Source organism: Hydrogenophaga sp., assembly GCF_050250835.1.
GTDB lineage: Bacteria > Pseudomonadota > Gammaproteobacteria > Burkholderiales > Burkholderiaceae_C > Hydrogenophaga.
Genome location: NZ_JBFWNX010000005.1, coordinates 235,823 through 252,643 on the forward strand (window position 1 = coordinate 235,823; position 16,821 = coordinate 252,643).

The window sequence follows — 16,821 nt, forward strand, 5'->3', positions numbered from 1 at the left end:
CTGTTTCCCTGGCAAGCAAAAGGCCCGGTTTTCACCGGGCCTTTTGCTTGCTGGAGTCACTATTCTGCGCTTCAGGGGGTGGCAAGGTACGCCTTTCGAATGGCCTCGATGCGTTGGCGATTCACGCCAAAATCCTCACGCCCCAGCCGGCTTGAGCTTCGCAACTCGATCACACCCGTGGCTGGATTGACCCAGAACTCGACGTCATCCACGAATTTGAGCCAGCGCGTCTGCGCCTGCGCGTACAGGTAGTCTGCGCGCTGGTTCACCACCGTGATGCCGGGCATGGACCGCAGCACGCCGTCCAGCGCGCGCATCGAGGCGGCAGCGCCCCCTGGCTTGAAGGGAAGCGGGTCGATGGTGGCGTAGCTGCGCTGCGGATGCTCGGGGTAGAGCGGGCTTTGGCTGCTCACGCTATTGCGGGTGCCGGAGGGCGGTTTGAGCCGTCCATCCTTCACGCCAAGGTCTGCTGGCTGCTGGCCCCCGAGCAAACCGACCTGTGCGGCCAGCAGCGCCAATACGACGGCAGCCAGGGCGATGTAGAACGCCATGCGCATGGTGGTCGATTCGCTCAGCGTTTGCCACCCAGCAAGCCGCCGAGCACGCCGCGCAGAATCTGGCGCCCCAGCCCGCTGGCGACCGTGCGAGCGGCTGTTTTGGCCATGGTCTGGACCAGGCCGTCGTATTGGCCACCGCGCGGGCCGGTGCGGCCAAAGAGGACTTCGTTGATGGCGCTTTTCTCCGCAGGTGCTTCCTTGGCGGCGCCAGGAATGCGAGGAGCCTTGGGTGCCGACTTCGCCTCTTCCGGGTCTGCTTCGGCTCCGCGGGCACCGGCATGGTTGCGGAACATCTCATAGGCGCTTTCTCGGTCCACCACCTTCTCGTACACACCAGCCACCAGCGAATCCTGGCGCAGTTGCCGACGTTGATCGTCGGTGATGGGGCCAAGCTGGCTTCCCGGAGGAATCACGAACACGCGCTCGGTTTCGCAGGGCCGGCCCTTGGCATCGAGCAGGCTCACCAGCGCTTCGCCCACCGCGAGTTCGGTGATCGCGGCCTCGATGTCCAGCCCCGACTTGGGGCGCATGGTCTGCGCGGTGGATTTCACGGCTTTCTGGTCGCGCGGGGTGAAGGCCCGCAGCGCATGCTGCACGCGGTTACCGAGCTGGCCCAGCACGCTGTCGGGTATGTCCAGCGGGTTCTGCGTCACGAAATAGACACCGACACCTTTGGACCGGACAAGGCGCACCACCAGTTCGATGCGCTCGATCAGCACTTTGGGCGCTTCGTTGAAAAGCAGGTGGGCTTCGTCGAAGAAAAAGACGAGCTTGGGTTTTTCGGGGTCGCCGATTTCAGGCAGCGTTTCGAACAGCTCGGAGAGCATCCACAACAGAAAGGTGGCATACAGGCGCGGCGCATTCATGAGTTTGTCGGCCGCGAGGATGTTGATGACCCCTTTGCCATCCACGGTCTGCATGAAATCGCTGATGTCGAGCATGGGCTCGCCAAAGAACTGGTCGCCCCCTTGCTGCTCCACCTGCATCAGCCCGCGCTGGATGGCGCCGATGCTGGCCGCGCTGATGTTGCCGTACTCGGTGGTGAACTGCCTGGCGTTGTCACCGATGTGTTGCAGCATGGCCCGCAGGTCTTTCATGTCCAGCAGCAGCAGGCCGTTGTCGTCGGCAATCTTGAACACGAGATTGAGCACGCCGGCCTGCGTGTCGTTCAGATTCAGCATGCGCGCGAGCAGCAGCGGACCCATGTCGCTGATGGTGGCGCGCACCGGGTGACCCAGCTCGCCAAACACGTCCCACAGCGTGGTGGGGCAGGCCTGGGGGGCGGGCAGGGTGATGCCGCGATCCTGCAGCACCTTGGTGAGTTTTTCGCCGAAGCTGCCTCTCTGGCTGATGCCCGAGAGATCGCCTTTCACGTCGGCCATGAACACCGGCACCCCGATGTTCGAGAACTGTTCGGCCAGGGTCTGCAATGTCACCGTCTTGCCCGTGCCGGTGGCGCCGGTGATCAGGCCGTGGCGGTTGGCCAACCCTGGCAAAAGCTGACAGGTGGTGTTTGCGTTCTGGGCGATCTGCAGCGGTTCGGCCATGGTCTTGTCTTCCTAGCGGGGCGTTGTTCGGGGCGGGGCGGGTGAAAACGTAAAATCGCAGTCTTATTAGATCAAAGCCAGAACAGGCTGAAGGACAATTTCGTGGCCGGACACAGCAAATGGGCAAATATTCAGCACCGCAAGGGCCGCCAGGACGAGAAGCGGGGCAAGATCTGGACACGCGTCATCCGTGAAATCACCGTGGCCGCGCGCCAGGGTGGCGGTGACCCGGCCATGAACCCTCGCCTGCGGCTGGCGATCGACAAGGCCAAGGCCGCCAACATGCCCGCGGACCGCATCAAGTACAACGTGGACAAGGCTTCGGGCAACCTGGAAGGCCAGGCGCTGGAAGAAATTCGATACGAAGGCTATGGCATTGGCGGTGCCGCCGTGATCGTCGACACCATGACCGACAACCGCGTTCGCACGGTGGCCGAAGTGCGCCATGCCTTCAGCAAGTACGGCGGCAATCTCGGCACCGATGGCTCGGTGTCTTTTCAGTTCAGGCACTGTGGCCAGCTGGTCTTCGCGCCCGGCACGTCGGAGGACCAGGTGATGGAAGTCGCCCTGGAGGCTGGCGCCGACGATGTGATCAGCGACGACGACGGTGCCATCGAAGTGCTGACGCCGCCACTTGAGTTCGAAGCCGTGAAGAACGCGCTGGAGACCGCCGGCCTCAAGCCCGAGGTGGCCGAGGTCACCATGCGCGCTGAAAACTCCATTCCGCTCACCGGCGACGACGCTGCGCGCATGCAAAAGCTGCTGGACGTGCTGGAAGACCTGGACGATGTGCAGGAAGTCTTCCACAACGCAGAAATTTCCGAATAAGGCAACCGCTGATGAAAGTTCTCGTGATTGGCGGTGGTGGCCGCGAACATGCGCTGGCCTGGAAGCTCAAGCAGTCCGAAGGCGTGAGCCAGGTTTTCGTGGCACCTGGCAATGCCGGCACCGCCAGAGACCCCGACCTGGCCAACCTGGCGCTCACCGACAAGGTGGCGCTGCGTGAATGGGCGCAGGCCAACGGTGTCGGTCTTACCGTGGTTGGCCCCGAGGCCCCGCTGGCTGCGGGCGTGGTGGACGAATTTCGCGCCCACGGGCTGGCCATCTTCGGCCCCACGAGGGCGGCCGCGCAACTGGAAAGCTCCAAGGCATTCTCCAAAGCCTTCATGGAGCGCCACGGCATTCCGACCGCCAGGTACCAGACCTTCAACGACCCGGCCGCGGCCCATGCCTACGTGGACGCCGAGGGCGCCCCTATCGTCATCAAGGCCGATGGCCTGGCCGCGGGCAAAGGGGTGGTGGTGGCGATGTCGCCAGCCGAGGCGCATGAAGCCATCGACTTCATGCTGGTGGACAACACCCTGGGTGTGGCGCACAACGAAGGCGGCGCACGGGTGGTGATCGAGGAGTTTCTCGATGGCGAGGAAGCCAGCTTTATCGTGCTGTGCGATGGCGAGCACGCCCTGGCCCTGGCCACCAGCCAGGACCACAAGCGATTGCTCGATGCCGACCAGGGGCCCAACACCGGAGGCATGGGCGCGTATTCGCCCGCACCAGTGGTCACACCCGCCGTGCATGAACGGGCCATGAACGAGGTTATCCTGCCCACGCTGCGCGGCATGGCGGCCGACGGCATTCCATACACCGGCTTCCTCTACGCCGGCCTGATGATCACGCCCGACGGGCGGGTCAAGACGCTGGAGTTCAACTGCCGCATGGGCGATCCGGAAACCCAGCCCATCCTGATGCGTCTGCGCAGCAACCTGGCGCAGGTGTTGTTGAGTGCCACGCGCGCCGAACTGGACCGCGTCAGACTCGATTGGGACCCTCGCGTCGCGCTGGGCGTGGTGCTCGCCGCTGCCGGCTACCCGCTGAATCCGCGCAAGGGTGATTCCATCACCGGCTTGCCAGCCGACGCGCCCGACTGCATGGTGTTCCACGCGGGGACCACACGCGTGGGCGAGCAGGTCCGGGTTTCAGGCGGGCGGGTGCTGTGCGTCACCGCCCTGGCAGCTTCGGTGGCTCAGGCGCGTGAGTGCGCGTACGACACGGTGGCGGCCATCGAATTCGACGGCATGCAGTACCGCCGCGACATCGGGTATCGCGCACTTTGAACCCTTTGTCCGACTATCCCGGCCCACATGAAGTGCGCTTCAAGGGGTCTGCCTTGGCTCGCTGGCTCCTGGCCAGCATCGGTTGGAAGCTGCGGTACGAAGGCTTTCCTTCGCTGCAAGGTGTGGCCATCGTCTTTCCGCACACCAGCAACTGGGACTTCGTGGTGATGATCCTGGCCAAATGGTCCATTGGTGTGCCCGCCTGCTTCTGGAGCAAGGATTCCCTGTTCCGTGTGCCGCTGCTCGGGCGCTGGCTGAGCTGGCTCGGTGGCATCGCGCTGCAGCGCGAATCGCCGCAAGGCATGGTCGGCAATATGGTGAACCTCATGGTCCAGCACCGTCGCGAAGGGCGCGTGCTGTGGCTGGCATTGTCTCCCGAAGGCACGCGCCGGCGCGTGCCGGGCTGGCGCAGCGGTTTCTACCGTGTGGCCCTGGGTGCCGATGTGCCCGTGGCACTGGTTCACCTGGATTACAGTCGCAAACAGGTCAAGGTCATGGACTTTCTTCGCATGAGTGGTGACATCGACGCCGACTACGCCCGAATCGCGGCCGCCTATGAAGGCGTGGGCGGCCTGCGGCCCGAATGCGCCAGCCCGGTGCAACCTTTGACCAAGACTTTTTCTGCGGATACGGTGTGAGCATGCAACAGACTCCCCAGTCCTTGGTCCGAGAGTACCTCGTCGATTTGCAGGATCGCATCACGTCCACGGTGGCCCTGGTCGACGGTGGCCGCTTTGTGGTGGACCGTTGGACCAAGCCACGCGGTGAAACGCTGCAAGGCAACGGCATCACGCAGATCCTCGAAGATGGCGCCGTGTTCGAGCGCGCGGGCTGTGGCTTTTCCCATGTGAGCGGGCCCCGCCTGCCACCGTCGGCCACGCAGCACCGGCCGGAACTGAGTGGTGCGCCATTCGAGGCCATGGGTGTCTCGCTCGTGTTTCACCCCCGCAACCCCTACGTGCCCACGGTCCACATGAACGTGCGCATGCTGGCGGCCACCCCCGCCGGAGGAGAACCGGTGTGCTGGTTCGGTGGAGGCATGGATCTCACGCCCTACTACGGCTTCGAGGAAGATGCCGTGCATTTCCACCGCTCGGCCAAGCAGGCCCTCGATCCCTTTGGTGTCGACAAGTATCCCCGCTTCAAGAAATGGTGCGACGAGTACTTCTACCTCAAGCACCGCGATGAACAGCGCGGCATTGGAGGGGTGTTCTTCGACGACTTCTCCGAACTCGGGTTCGATGGCAGCTTCGCCATGATGAGCTCTGTGGGCGATGCATTCCTGGACGCGTACCTTCCCCTCGTGGACCGCCGCAAGAACACGCCCTATGGCGAGCGCGAGCGCAGTTTCCAGCTCTACCGGCGCGGCCGTTATGTCGAGTTCAATCTGGTCTGGGATCGCGGCACCCACTTCGGACTCCAGTCGGGTGGGCGCAGCGAATCCATTCTGTTGTCCATGCCACCGCTGGTCAGTTGGGCCTACAACCGCAAGACGAAGAAGGGCACGCCGGAAGACCGCCTTTACAAAGAGTTCCTGGTGCGCAAGGACTGGACCTGATGGCGACCCGGCGCGTGGGCATGTTCGGTGGTGCCTTTGATCCGCCCCATCGTGCGCACCGTGCGCTGGCCGAGACGGCGCTTGAGCAGCTTCAACTGGACGTGTTGCACATCCTGCCTACCGGACAGGCCTGGCACAAATCGCGCACGCTCTCTTGCGCGCGGGATCGCGTGGCCATGTGCCAGCTGGCATTCGGCGACCTCCCGCACGTCGTGATCGACGAGCGGGAGATTCATCGCCAAGGCCCGAGCTACACCGCCGATACCCTGAGCGAGCTCCGGCGCGAACATCCGGGTGCCGAACTCTTCCTGGTGCTGGGTGCGGATCAGTTGCTGGCTTTCAAGACCTGGGTGCGCTGGCAGGAGGTGCTGCAGCTGGCCCGGCTGGCCGTGGCCAACCGGGCCACCCACATTGGTGCTCACGCCCCGCTTGACCAGACCACAGAGGCCGATCTGTCGGACGTGGGCATTCCTTTCGAACCGCTGCGCATGCCGCTGAAAAACATCAGCGCCACCGACGTGCGGGCCCGTGTGAGCCAATCGGCGCCGTCCACTGGGGCGCTCGACGTTCTGGTGCCGGAGCCCGTCGCACGCTATATTTCACAACACCACCTCTACCAGCCCCCTACATGACCAGCGAAACCACAGCCAAAAAAGACATCCAGAAACTCCAGCGCGCCATCGTCGACGGGCTGGAGGACGTGAAGGGTCAGGACATCGTGGTTTTCAACACCGAGCACCTCTCACCCCTGTTCGAGCGGGTCATCGTCGCCAGTGGCACGTCCAACCGGCAGACCAAGGCCCTGGCGGCGAGCGTGCGCGACGCGGTTCGAGAGGCCGGCTTCGACAAGCCGCGCATCGAGGGCGAAGACAACGGCGAATGGATCATTGTGGATTGCGGAGCGGCGGTAGCGCACGTGATGCAGCCGGTGATTCGCCAGTACTACCGCCTCGAGGAAATCTGGGGTGCCAAGCCGGTGCGCCTGAAGCACGGCGCAGAGAAGCCCGCTGCCCCGGTGAAGGCTGCAACGAAGAAAAAGACCGCCAAGGCGCCTGAAGCTGCGCCCGTGTCCGCCAGGCATGTGGTGCGCAAGGCCGCATCCAGGGCGGCCCCGGCCCCAGCGCCGGTGGTGGCCAAGAAGTCGCCCACACGCAAGGCTTCGCCTCAATCCGCACCGGGCAAGGCCGCTTCGCCTAAAAAAGTGGTGGTGGTTGGAAAACCCGTGGCCAGAAAAGCGGCGACGAAATCCGCTGCGCGCACCACCAGCAAACCGGCCGCCAAGAAGAAGGCATGAAGCTGCTGATCGTCGCGGTCGGGCACAGGGTGCCCGACTGGGCCCAGACCGCCTACGACGATTACGCCAAGCGCTTTCCGCCTGAGCTTCGGGTGGACCTCAAAGCCGTCAAGACCGAGCCGCGCGGCTCCAAAACTCTGGAAACGCTGCTGACCGCAGAGCGTGAGCGCATTGAAGCCGCCATTCCCAGAGGCAGCCGCGTGATCGCCCTTGACGAACGCGGCACCACGCTCACCACCAAGGCACTGGCTCAACAGTTGCAGCAATGGCAGCTGGAGGGTGATGACGTGGCGTTGGTGATCGGTGGACCCGATGGCCTCGACCCCGCTTTTCGTGCCGCCGCCCAGCAGCGCATTCGCCTTTCAGACCTGACCTTGCCTCATGCGATGGTTCGTGTGCTGCTGATCGAGCAGCTCTACCGCGCCTGGTCAGTCAACGCCAACCATCCTTATCACCGCGAATGAGCGACTTCATCTACCTTGCTTCGCAGAGCCCACGCCGAAAACAGTTGCTGGAGCAATGGGGCGTGCGCTGCGAGCTGCTGCTGCCCGACGCCTGCGAGGACGCGGAATCGCTGGAGGCCGTGTTGGCGGGCGAGGCGCCAGCGACCTACGTTCAACGGGTCACCACGCTCAAGTTGCAGGCTTCTCTCGCTCGCTTGAAGCGGCGTGGGCTGCCCAGCGCACCGGTCCTGTGTGCCGATACCACCGTGGCGCTGGGCCGGCGCATTCTGGGCAAACCGGCCGATGCCGCCGAGGCGCGACGCATGCTCACCGACCTGGCAGGACGCCGTCACCGCGTGCTCACCGCGGTGGCGGTGGGCCGCCCCGGCGGGCGCAACGGCCGCACCTGGTCGGCCTTGTCCACATCCTGGGTCACGTTCGAGCCGTTGAATCCTGCACGCATCCGGCGGTATGTCGACAGCGGTGAGCCCATGGGCAAGGCCGGGGCCTATGCCATTCAGGGCAAGGCTGGTCTCTGGGTCAGCCACATCAGCGGCAGTTATTCGGGCATCATGGGCTTACCCGCACACGAGACCGCACAGGTGCTCGAAGCCGCCGGCGTGCGGCTGGGCTGAAACCACCACAACAATGCCACGGAGACGGCCTTCATGAGCCAGGACATTCTGATCAATTGGTCGCCGCAGGAGACGCGCGTGGCCGTGGTGGAGCAGGGCGCGGTTCAGGAGGTGCACCTGGAACGCACGCTGGAGCGCGGCCTGGTCGGCAACATATACCTTGGCAAGGTTTCGCGTGTCCTGCCAGGCATGCAGTCCGCCTTCATCGACATCGGGCTGGACCGCGCAGCCTTTCTGCACGTGGCCGACCTCATGCCCAACATCGCCGCCAAACACGCCGCGCCGCGAGAGCGAGCGCCGCAGGCTGGCCCATCCGAGGCCGAGGCGATCGCGCCCGCTGTGCCTGCTGCGGTTGTCAACAGCGCTCCCAAGGTGCTCACGCCCAACCCGGTGCTGCCCATCGAGCGACAGATCTTCGAGGGCCAGGCCCTGATGGTGCAGGTGCTCAAGGACCCCATTGGCACCAAGGGCGCACGCCTGACGGCGCAGATCAGCATCGCGGGGCGCCTGCTGGTGTTTCTCCCGCAGGACAACCACATCGGCGTGTCGCAGAAAATTCCGCCCGCGCAGCGTGAGGCCCTGCGCCAGCGCCTGGTGCGGCTTACCGCCACTGCCGATGGCAGTCCGGCGGGCGGCTTCATCCTGCGCACCAACGCTGAAGACGCCACCGACGAAGAGCTGGTGGAGGACACCGCCTACCTGCGCAAAACCTGGCTCCGCATCAAGGAAGCGTCCACGCGGCAACCATCGGCCACCCTGCTGCACGAAGACCTCAACTTGATGCAACGTGTGCTGCGCGACCTGGTGGGCGCACAGACACAAACCATTCGCATAGATTCGCGCGAGCAGCATGGCTTGCTCGCCGCGTTTGCCGGTGAATTCATGCCCGACACGGTGGCCAAGCTGCAGCATTACAGCGGCGAGCGCCCCATCTTCGACCTGTTCAACATCGACGAAGACATCGCTCGTGCGCTCAGCCGCCGCGTGGACCTCAAGTCTGGTGGCTACCTGGTGATCGACCAGACCGAAGCGCTCACCACGGTGGACGTGAACACCGGTGGCTTCGTGGGTGCGCGCAATTTCGACGACACGGTCTACCGCACCAACCTCGAAGCCGCGCAGGCCATTGCGCGGCAATTGCGCCTGCGCAACCTGGGCGGCATTGTCATCGTGGACTTCATCGACATGGTGCGCGAGGACCACCGCGAATCGGTGCTCTCCGAGTTTCGAAAACAGCTCGCGCGCGACCGAGTGAAGACCATGACGGGCGGTTTTTCTCAACTCGGACTGGTGGAGATGACGCGCAAGCGCACGCGTGAGTCGCTGGCCCACATGCTCAGCGAATCGTGCGCAGCCTGCTCAGGGCGAGGCGTGGTGAAGACGGCACGCAGCGTGTGCTACGACATTCTGCGCGAGATCCTGCGCGAGGCGCGAGCCTTCAATCCGCGTGAATTTCGCGTGGTGGCCTCGCCCAAGGTGATCGAGCTGTTCCTGGATGAAGAGCGCGCCCACCTGGCTGGCCTGTCGGATTTCATCGGCAAGCCGATCTCGCTGCAGAGCGAGAATTCGATGACGCAGGAGCAATACGACATCGTTCTGCTCTGACCCTGCATCGGCGTTCAGCCGCTGTTGCTGCTGCTCAGTCCCTGCGAATGCAGCCGCGCATACAGCCCATCGGCGGCGAGAAGCTGTGCGTGCGTGCCCTGTTCGGTGATGCGGCCCTCGGCCAGCACCACCACCCGGTCGGCGTGTTCGATGGTGGAGAGCCGGTGCGCGATCACCAGCGTGGTACGGCCTTTCATGAGGCGGGCCAAAGCTTCCTGCACCAGCCGTTCGGATTCGTTGTCCAGCGCGGAGGTGGCTTCGTCCAGGATCAGGATCGGCGCGTCCTTGTAGATCGCGCGGGCGATGGCCAGTCGCTGGCGCTGCCCGCCCGAGAGCTCGGTGGCGTTGTGGCCCACGGTGCTGCGCACGCCCTGAGGCAGGCGTGCCACGAGCTCGCTGAGGTTGGCCGAGGCAAGCGCGGCATGCACGCGTTCGAGGTCGATCTCGGCATCGGCGGCGCCCAGCGCCACGTTGGCCGCCAGCGTGTCGTTGAGCATCACCACGTCCTGACTGACCATGGCGAACTGGCGGCGCAGATTTGCCAGATCCCAAAGGGGCAGGGCGACACCGTCGAGCAGCACTTCGCCTTCGTCGACCTCCACGAAGCGAGGCAACAGGTTGACCAAGGTGGTCTTCCCAGAGCCCGACGGACCTACCAGAGCAAGCACCTCGCCGGGGACAATGTCGAGCGAGACGCCTCGCAGCGCGGTGCGACCCTGTTCAGAGGCGTCACTCTGTTCCGCACCGTCCTTGGCCGGGTAGCGCACCCAGACCGAGCGCAGCTGGATCTGGCCGAGCGCGCGATCGGCGCGGTGGCTGCCGCCCCTTTGCTCGGGCGTGTGCTCGATCAGCTCCAGCCCGCGTTCCAGCGCTGCCAGGCCGCGCGTGACCGGCGCGGTGATTTCGGCCAGGTGCCGAATCGGGGTGATCAGCATCAGCATGGCGGTGACGAAAGCCACGAAGTTGCCCACCGTCACGCCGCTGGCATTGCTCTGCCACAGCGCCACGGCGATCACGGCCGAGAGCGCAGCCGAGGCCAGCAATTGCGTGAGGGGCGTCATGGCGGCCATGGCCACGGTGGACTTGAGTGCCAGGCGCCGCAGCGCCACGCTGAGCACGTCGAACCGCTCGGTCTGGCGTTGTTGTGCGCCGTGCAGGCGCACCATGCGGTGGGCGAGAGCGTTTTCTTCCACCACATAGGCCAGTTCGTCGGTCGCGTGCTGGTTGTCGCGCGTGAGCTGGTAGAGCCGGCGCGAGAGCACGCGCATGATGAAGATCAGGCCCGGGAAAACGGTGAGCACAATCAGCGTGAGGCCCCAGTTCAGGTAGAACAGATAGCCCAGCAGTGCCAGCACCGTGAGGCTGTCCTTGGTGAGGGTGAGGATGGCCGAGACCAGCATCTGCGAGCCGTTCTGCACCTCGTACACCAGCGTATTGGAGAGCTTGCTCGCGCTCTGGCGCGAGAACAGCGTCATTTGCGCGTCGTTGAGTTTGACAAACATGGCCCGGCGCAGATTGAGCAAGCCCAGGCTGGCGGTGTATGACAGCGTGTACTGCGCCACGAAGCCCGCCATGCCCCGAATGCCGAACAGGCCCATGAGCGCCACCGGCACCGCCCACAAGGGAATGTTGCCCTCGGTGAAGCCGCGATCGAGCAAGGTCTTGAGCAGGGCTGGAATCATGGGTTCGGTGAGCGCACCAATCAGGGTGCTCACCGCCGCCAGCACGATGCCGGTCTTGGCGGAACGGAAATAGGGCCACAGGCGCATGAGGCGCTGCGACAGGGTGCCTTCCAGTGGCTTGTGCTGGGTGTGGGATTCGTTCAAGAGCAGGTCGATTCGGGAAATTGCGCGGCCCGGCGGAACCATGCAGGTCTGTCGGGATCAAGCAGCCACGGCCTTGCGAACCCTGGCCGCGCTCACATCTTGTCACGGAAGGGGGTGAACCCTCCGTTATTATCAGTTGGTTGGCCCCGGCAACCCGGGCCGAGCCAACACCCCCCAGGAAAAGCGACACACAACAGGATGCTGGATTTGACTCGACCCGAAATACTGGCCCCCCTTCCGAGACGACGCGTGCTCGGCCTGGTTTCCTCCCTGCCACTGCTGTCCTGGCCCCTGACCGAGGCCCGCGCCCAGTTTCGCGTGGAAGTCTCTGGCGTTGGCCTGACCCAGTACCCGATTTCTGCTGTGGGCTTCCGCGGCAACGATGCAGCCAGCGAGAACATCGCGGCGATCGTGCGTGCCGACCTGGAGCGCAGCGGCCAGTTCCGGTTTGTTGAACCGGTGAGCGCCGGCCTCGACGAAACCTCGCGCCCCGATCTCGGTCCCTGGCGCGAACGCGGTGCCGATTCGCTGCTGACCGGCAGCGTCACCAAGCTTGCCGACGGTCGTTTCGATGTGCGTTTCCGCCTGTGGGACGTGGTGCGGGGCCAGGACCTTGGCGGCTTGAGCTACCCCGTGAGCGCACAAGACTTGCGCCTGGCCGCTCACCGCATTGCAGACCACATCTTCGAGAAGATCACCGGCGTGAAGGGGGTGTTCTCCACCCGCATCGCCTATGTCACCAAGGCCGGGCCCCGATACAGCCTCTGGGTCGCCGATGCCGATGGCGAAAACGCCCGCGCTGCGCTCACCAGCCCGGAGCCCATCATCTCGCCGAGCTGGGCGCCTGGCGGCGCGCAACTGGCCTATGTGTCGTTCGAGGCACGCAAGCCGGTCATCTACGCACACGACGTGGCCTCTGGAAAGCGCCGCTTGCTGGCGAACTTCAAGGGATCGAACAGCGCCCCTTCCTGGTCGCCCGATGGCCGCTCGGTGGTGGCCACGCTTTCCCTGTCGGGGAACACGCAGATCTACGCCATGGACGCTGCCGGCGGCGAGCCGCGCAGGCTGAGCCAGACTGCCAGCATCGACACCGAACCCGTGTTCAGCCCCGACGGCAGCAACATCTACTTTGTGAGTGACCGAGGTGGCTCGCCGCAGATCTACCGCATGAGCGCGCAAGGCGGCAGCGCGCAGCGCCTCACGTTCAACGGCAACTACAACATCTCGCCTGCGCCGAGCCCTGACGGGCGCTGGCTGGCGTTCATCTCGCGCATCGGCGGTGGTTTCCGCCTGCACGTGATGGAGCTCAGCAGCGGCACCGTTACTGCGTTGAGCGAGTCCAACGCCGACGAAAGCCCGAGCTTCGCCGCCAACAGCCGCATGATCATCTATGCCACGCGCGACCGCGGGCAGGAAGCGCTCATGACCACCACCGTAGATGGCCGCATCAAGACCCGCCTGGCGGGTTCGCAGGGCGACATCCGCGAGCCGGAATGGGGTCCGTTCCTGCGCTGAGTCGCCACTCGCCCGTCGGCCCGAATCCTGTAAAGCCACTCCTTTTTTCACCCCATTCGATTCAGAGGAAACGCCATGTTCAATACCGCCACATCCACTCAACTTGCCCCCCGTGACCGACTGGCTCAGCGCTGGCTTCGCCTGATCGCAGGCCTGGGCCTGGCCGCCGTGCTGGCTGCCTGCAGCTCCGGCGTGAAGCTTGACAACGTGCCCGTGGAAGACCGTGCAGGCACCGCCACAGGCGCGGGTGCTGGTGCCGGAGGCCAGGGCGGCGCTGTGGATCAGCGAGGCGTGTCGGGCGTATCGGTGGCCGGCTCCGATGCCGCACAACCCAACGCGCTCACGCGCGTGGTGTACTTCGACTACGACAGCTTCGAGGTGAAAGCCGAGTTTGCCGCCGCTCTGGAAGCCAACGCACGCTACCTCAATGCCAACCGCACCCGCCGCGTGAACCTGGAAGGTCACACCGACGAGCGTGGTGGCCGTGAATACAACCTGGCCCTGGGCCAAAAGCGTGCAGAAGCCGTGCGCCGAGCGCTCGCCCTGCTGGGTGTGAGCGAGGCGCAGATGGAAGCGGTGAGCTTTGGTGAGGAAAAGCCGGCCCAGACAGGCCTGGATGAGGCCGCCTTTGCCAAGAACCGCCGCGTCGAGCTCACTTACCGTTGAACAACATGGTGAACCGTCTGCGCTTCGCATCTGGCCTGTTGAGCTCGTGTGCCATCGCTGCGGCGGCCGTCTGGCCCCTGCAGGCCCACGCCATCTTCGGTGACGACGAGGCGCGCAGGGCCATCATCGACCTGCGCCAGAAGGTCGACAAGAACCAGGCGGATGCTGCTGCTGCGAACGCTGAGGCCCGGGAAGGTTCGGCCGCCACGCGGCGCAGCCTGATCGAGTTGTCCAACCAGATTGAACAGCTGCGCGCCGAGCTGGCACGTCTGCGTGGACAGAACGAGCAGCTTGCGCGCGAGGTGTCCGAGCTCCAGCGCTTGCAAAAAGACGTGCAGGCCGGGGTAGATGAGCGACTGCGCCGCGTTGAACCGCTTCGCATCGAGCACGATGGGCAGACCTTCAATGCCTCCCCCAACGAAAAGCGAGACTTCGAAGCCGCCATGGACCTCTTGCGCAAGTCCGATTTCGGGCCTGCTTCGACGGCCTATTCGAGCTTCCTGCAGCGCTATCCTTCCAGTGGCTACACGCCATCTGCGCTTTACTGGCTGGGCAACGCCCAGTACGCCAGCCGGGGCTACAAAGACTCGGTGGAGAGCCACCGCCGGCTGGTGCGCGAGTACCCGGACCATCTGCGTACGCCTGAGGCCATGCTGGCCATGGCCAACAGCCAGTTCGAGCTGAAAGACCCGCGCGGCGCACGCAAGACGCTCGAAGACCTGGCCAAGGCCTACCCGAACTCCGAAGCCGCCGCCGCTGCGCGCGACCGCCTGGCCCGCCTGCGATAAAGCCTGTGCGCATGCCCTCGCGGGCATGCAGCCGATGGCCCCCACCTACAATGGCGGCCATGGAAATCGCCGACCTTCTCAAGTTGCAGACCCAGGTGCTCTGGGCCGCCTTCGCAGTGGCCGTGGCCTTTGGCTTCATCGCCCAGCGCACCCATTTTTGCACCATGGGGGCCGTCAGTGACATCGTCAACATGGGTGACTGGACCCGCATGCGCATGTGGGGCATGGCGGTGGGCGTGGCCATGATCGGCTTCTACGGCATGGCCTGGCTTGGCTGGATCGACGCCGGCAAATCCATCTATACCTCGGGTCGAATCATCTGGCTCTCGGCCTTGGTGGGCGGTGGCCTGTTTGGCTTCGGCATGGTGCTGGCCTCGGGCTGCGGCAGCAAGACACTGGTGCGGATCGGTGCCGGTAGTCTCAAATCGCTGGTGGTGTTTTTCGTCATGGGCTTTGCGGCCTTTGCCACGCTGCGCGGCGTCATGGCCGTGCTGCGCGTCAACACGGTAGACCAGGTGGCCTTCGAGATTCCGGCGGGCGGCGCCATTCCGTCCTGGTTCTCCACCGGCCTTGGGCTCGACCCAGCCATCACAGGCCTGCTGGTGGCGCTGACCGTGGGCGGTGGGCTGGTCGTCTGGGCATTGACCGGCTCCGGTTTCCGCACCTTCAACAACCTGCTGGCCGGGTTGGGCATCGGCCTGGTGATTGCTGCCATGTGGTGGGTCAGCGGCAGCTTCGGTTTTGTGCCTGAGCACCCCGAGACGCTGGAGGCCGTCTACCTCGCCACCAACACCGGCCGCATGGAATCGCTCACCTTTACCGCCCCCATGGCCTACACGCTGGACTGGGTCATTTTCTTCAGTGACACCTCCAAGGTGCTTACGTTCGGTGTCGTCACGGTCGTGGGCGTTGTGATTGGTTCGCTGGCTTGCGCGCTCATCGAAGGCAGCTTCCGCTGGGAAGGCTTTCGCACCACGCAAGACACGGCGCTGCACCTGGCTGGAGCCGCCTGCATGGGCGTGGGTGGCGTCACGGCGTTGGGCTGCACGGTGGGCCAGGGCCTCTCGGGCCTGTCCACGCTGAGCATCACGAGCGTGATCGCCGTCTCCGGCATCATGGCGGGTGCGGTGACCGGCTTCCGGTTCCAGATGTGGTTGCTGGACCGCGAGTGAACAACGTGCCTGCCGAAGAACTCTTCGAGCGCCGCTTCGGCGGGCTGCGCCGCCTCTATGGCGTGACCGGTGCGCAGCGCATTTTCGACGCGCATGTGGTCGTGGTCGGCATTGGCGGCGTGGGCTCCTGGACCGTGGAGGCCCTGGCCCGCAGCGGCGTGCGCCGTCTCACGCTCGTTGATCTGGACCACGTCTCCGAATCCAACTTCAACCGACAGATCCACGCACTGGAACCCACCCTGGGCCAGGCCAAGGCCGAGGCGATGCGCGAGCGAATTGCCTTGTTCCATCCGGCCTGCGTGGTGGACGTGATCGACGACTTCGTCACCCCCGAGAACTGGCCCGGCCTGCTCGAAGCCGTGCCGGGCATGTCGGGCGCGGCGCCTTCGGCCCTGGTCGATGCATGCGACCAGGTGCGCGCCAAGTCCACTCTGGCTGCCTGGGCTGTCGCAAGAGGCGTGCCCTTCGTGACGGTGGGTGCGGCGGGTGGCAAGCGCCTGGCGCAACAAGTGGAAGTGGCCGACCTGGTGGAGACCACCCACGACCCGCTGCTGGCGCAGTTGCGATACCGCCTGCGCAAACACCACGCTGGCGCACGCAACGGCCGCATGGGCGTGGCCTGCGTCTTCAGTCGCGAGGCCGTGGCCCCTCCCGATGCGTCCTGCGGCATCGACTCGGTCGACAGCTCGCTCAATTGCCATGGCTACGGTTCTGCCGTGAGCGTGACAGCCACCTTCGGCTTGTGCGCCGCCGGCTGGGTGATGAACACGCTGGCCGCAGGCGCCGGAAAAAAGACAACGCCATTTCAAAGCCCCGCCACAATGACGCTATAATTTGAGGCTTCGCGCAGCAGTCGAAAAGACTCGGAGCCGGACTCGAACGAGGACGTTTTCACGCAGATCCCCCCGGGGGCGTTAGCTCAGTTGGTAGAGCAGCGGACTCTTAATCCGTAGGTCGAGTGTTCGAGTCACTCACGCCCCACCACCGTTTTTAGTGGTTGCTGCCGGGCAGCAACCTGTTTTGATGGGACGTTAGCTCAGTTGGTAGAGCAGCGGACTTTTAATCCGTTGGTCGGCAGTTCGAGCCTGCCACGTCCTACCA

The 16,821-nt window shown here is 64.8% G+C and carries 17 protein-coding genes and 2 tRNA genes; 16 read left to right on the forward strand and 3 right to left on the reverse strand.

Features of this window, described 5'->3' with window-relative positions:
* Nucleotides 1-71: 71 nt before the first annotated feature.
* On the reverse strand, nucleotides 72-557 hold the full coding sequence (locus AB7F11_RS09400) for a DUF1499 domain-containing protein (RefSeq protein WP_428290135.1): 486 nt from the start codon (nucleotides 555-557) through the stop codon (nucleotides 72-74).
* Between the two features lie 14 nt (nucleotides 558-571).
* Complete coding sequence (locus AB7F11_RS09405; protein ID WP_428299937.1) at nucleotides 572-2,104, reverse strand: helicase HerA-like C-terminal domain-containing protein; 1,533 nt, start codon at nucleotides 2,102-2,104, stop codon at nucleotides 572-574.
* 102 nt (nucleotides 2,105-2,206) lie between these two features.
* Between AB7F11_RS09405 and AB7F11_RS09410 the strand changes: the two genes are divergently transcribed.
* From AB7F11_RS09410 to AB7F11_RS09450, 9 genes are read left to right on the forward strand one after another with little or no spacing between them, the layout of a single operon-like run.
* The gene (locus AB7F11_RS09410; protein WP_428290133.1) at nucleotides 2,207-2,932 is read left to right on the forward strand and encodes a YebC/PmpR family DNA-binding transcriptional regulator; all 726 of its coding nucleotides are present in this window, start codon (nucleotides 2,207-2,209) and stop codon (nucleotides 2,930-2,932) included.
* 11 nt (nucleotides 2,933-2,943) lie between these two features.
* Nucleotides 2,944-4,218 (forward strand): phosphoribosylamine--glycine ligase, encoded by a 1,275-nt coding sequence (purD, locus tag AB7F11_RS09415; protein WP_428290132.1) that lies wholly within the window; start codon nucleotides 2,944-2,946, stop codon nucleotides 4,216-4,218.
* Between the two features lie 53 nt (nucleotides 4,219-4,271).
* Nucleotides 4,272-4,856, forward strand: coding sequence for a 1-acyl-sn-glycerol-3-phosphate acyltransferase (locus AB7F11_RS09420; RefSeq protein ID WP_428290131.1), 585 nt, complete (start codon nucleotides 4,272-4,274; stop codon nucleotides 4,854-4,856).
* Between the two features lie 2 nt (nucleotides 4,857-4,858).
* Nucleotides 4,859-5,776 carry an oxygen-dependent coproporphyrinogen oxidase gene (gene hemF, locus AB7F11_RS09425; RefSeq protein ID WP_428290130.1) on the forward strand — a complete coding sequence of 306 codons (918 nt, stop codon included), beginning with the start codon at nucleotides 4,859-4,861 and terminating at the stop codon, nucleotides 5,774-5,776.
* Nucleotides 5,776-6,408: a nicotinate (nicotinamide) nucleotide adenylyltransferase gene (gene nadD / locus AB7F11_RS09430; RefSeq protein ID WP_428290129.1), complete on the forward strand. Its 633-nt coding sequence runs from the start codon at nucleotides 5,776-5,778 to the stop codon at nucleotides 6,406-6,408. The genes hemF and nadD overlap by 1 nt, the downstream gene beginning before the upstream one ends.
* Nucleotides 6,405-7,070 (forward strand): ribosome silencing factor, encoded by a 666-nt coding sequence (gene rsfS / locus AB7F11_RS09435; RefSeq protein ID WP_428290128.1) that lies wholly within the window; start codon nucleotides 6,405-6,407, stop codon nucleotides 7,068-7,070. Before nadD ends, rsfS begins: the two co-directional genes overlap by 4 nt.
* Complete coding sequence (rlmH, locus tag AB7F11_RS09440) at nucleotides 7,067-7,534, forward strand: 23S rRNA (pseudouridine(1915)-N(3))-methyltransferase RlmH (protein ID WP_428290127.1); 468 nt, start codon at nucleotides 7,067-7,069, stop codon at nucleotides 7,532-7,534. The genes rsfS and rlmH overlap by 4 nt, the downstream gene beginning before the upstream one ends.
* On the forward strand, nucleotides 7,531-8,148 hold the full coding sequence (locus AB7F11_RS09445) for a Maf family protein (RefSeq protein WP_428290126.1): 618 nt from the start codon (nucleotides 7,531-7,533) through the stop codon (nucleotides 8,146-8,148). The genes rlmH and AB7F11_RS09445 overlap by 4 nt, the downstream gene beginning before the upstream one ends.
* Before the next feature lie 33 nt (nucleotides 8,149-8,181).
* The gene (locus AB7F11_RS09450; RefSeq protein ID WP_428290125.1) at nucleotides 8,182-9,753 is read left to right on the forward strand and encodes an Rne/Rng family ribonuclease; all 1,572 of its coding nucleotides are present in this window, start codon (nucleotides 8,182-8,184) and stop codon (nucleotides 9,751-9,753) included.
* Nucleotides 9,754-9,767: 14 nt separating this feature from the next.
* Here AB7F11_RS09450 and msbA read toward each other — a convergent pair whose 3' ends face one another.
* On the reverse strand, nucleotides 9,768-11,522 hold the full coding sequence (gene msbA, locus AB7F11_RS09455) for a lipid A export permease/ATP-binding protein MsbA (protein WP_428290171.1): 1,755 nt from the start codon (nucleotides 11,520-11,522) through the stop codon (nucleotides 9,768-9,770).
* A gap of 255 nt (nucleotides 11,523-11,777) precedes the next feature.
* Between msbA and tolB the strand changes: the two genes are divergently transcribed.
* The 7 genes from tolB (at nucleotide 11,778) to AB7F11_RS09490 (ending at nucleotide 16,821) form a co-directional block, all read left to right on the forward strand.
* Nucleotides 11,778-13,094, forward strand: coding sequence for a Tol-Pal system beta propeller repeat protein TolB (tolB, locus tag AB7F11_RS09460; RefSeq protein ID WP_428290124.1), 1,317 nt, complete (start codon nucleotides 11,778-11,780; stop codon nucleotides 13,092-13,094).
* A gap of 75 nt (nucleotides 13,095-13,169) precedes the next feature.
* Nucleotides 13,170-13,760 (forward strand): peptidoglycan-associated lipoprotein Pal, encoded by a 591-nt coding sequence (pal, locus tag AB7F11_RS09465; protein ID WP_428290123.1) that lies wholly within the window; start codon nucleotides 13,170-13,172, stop codon nucleotides 13,758-13,760.
* Nucleotides 13,761-13,765: 5 nt separating this feature from the next.
* Nucleotides 13,766-14,548, forward strand: coding sequence for a tol-pal system protein YbgF (ybgF, locus tag AB7F11_RS09470; protein WP_428290122.1), 783 nt, complete (start codon nucleotides 13,766-13,768; stop codon nucleotides 14,546-14,548).
* Nucleotides 14,549-14,607: 59 nt separating this feature from the next.
* Nucleotides 14,608-15,720, forward strand: coding sequence for a YeeE/YedE family protein (locus tag AB7F11_RS09475; RefSeq protein ID WP_428290121.1), 1,113 nt, complete (start codon nucleotides 14,608-14,610; stop codon nucleotides 15,718-15,720).
* Nucleotides 15,717-16,553, forward strand: a complete 837-nt coding sequence (locus AB7F11_RS09480; RefSeq protein ID WP_428299938.1) for a tRNA threonylcarbamoyladenosine dehydratase — start codon at nucleotides 15,717-15,719, stop codon at nucleotides 16,551-16,553. The genes AB7F11_RS09475 and AB7F11_RS09480 overlap by 4 nt, the downstream gene beginning before the upstream one ends.
* A gap of 75 nt (nucleotides 16,554-16,628) precedes the next feature.
* A tRNA-Lys gene (locus AB7F11_RS09485) sits at nucleotides 16,629-16,704 on the forward strand.
* A 41-nt stretch (nucleotides 16,705-16,745) separates the two neighbouring features.
* Nucleotides 16,746-16,821 (forward strand) — tRNA-Lys (locus AB7F11_RS09490).

Excerpts from the sequence above, each read along its gene's own strand:
- AB7F11_RS09400 (WP_428290135.1), bottom strand. The coding sequence starts at position 557 with ATGCGCATGGCGTTCTACATCGCCCTGGCTGCCGTCGTATTGGCGCTG.
- AB7F11_RS09405 (WP_428299937.1), bottom strand. The coding sequence starts at position 2,104 with ATGGCCGAACCGCTGCAGATCGCCCAGAACGCAAACACCACCTGTCAG.
- purD (WP_428290132.1), top strand. The coding sequence starts at position 2,944 with ATGAAAGTTCTCGTGATTGGCGGTGGTGGCCGCGAACATGCGCTGGCC.
- hemF (WP_428290130.1), top strand. The coding sequence starts at position 4,859 with ATGCAACAGACTCCCCAGTCCTTGGTCCGAGAGTACCTCGTCGATTTG.
- nadD (WP_428290129.1), top strand. The coding sequence starts at position 5,776 with ATGGCGACCCGGCGCGTGGGCATGTTCGGTGGTGCCTTTGATCCGCCC.
- rsfS (WP_428290128.1), top strand. The coding sequence starts at position 6,405 with ATGACCAGCGAAACCACAGCCAAAAAAGACATCCAGAAACTCCAGCGC.
- rlmH (WP_428290127.1), top strand. The coding sequence starts at position 7,067 with ATGAAGCTGCTGATCGTCGCGGTCGGGCACAGGGTGCCCGACTGGGCC.
- AB7F11_RS09445 (WP_428290126.1), top strand. The coding sequence starts at position 7,531 with ATGAGCGACTTCATCTACCTTGCTTCGCAGAGCCCACGCCGAAAACAG.
- AB7F11_RS09450 (WP_428290125.1), top strand. The coding sequence starts at position 8,182 with ATGAGCCAGGACATTCTGATCAATTGGTCGCCGCAGGAGACGCGCGTG.
- msbA (WP_428290171.1), bottom strand. The coding sequence starts at position 11,522 with ATGCGCCTGTGGCCCTATTTCCGTTCCGCCAAGACCGGCATCGTGCTG.
- tolB (WP_428290124.1), top strand. The coding sequence starts at position 11,778 with ATGCTGGATTTGACTCGACCCGAAATACTGGCCCCCCTTCCGAGACGA.
- pal (WP_428290123.1), top strand. The coding sequence starts at position 13,170 with ATGTTCAATACCGCCACATCCACTCAACTTGCCCCCCGTGACCGACTG.
- ybgF (WP_428290122.1), top strand. The coding sequence starts at position 13,766 with ATGGTGAACCGTCTGCGCTTCGCATCTGGCCTGTTGAGCTCGTGTGCC.
- AB7F11_RS09475 (WP_428290121.1), top strand. The coding sequence starts at position 14,608 with ATGGAAATCGCCGACCTTCTCAAGTTGCAGACCCAGGTGCTCTGGGCC.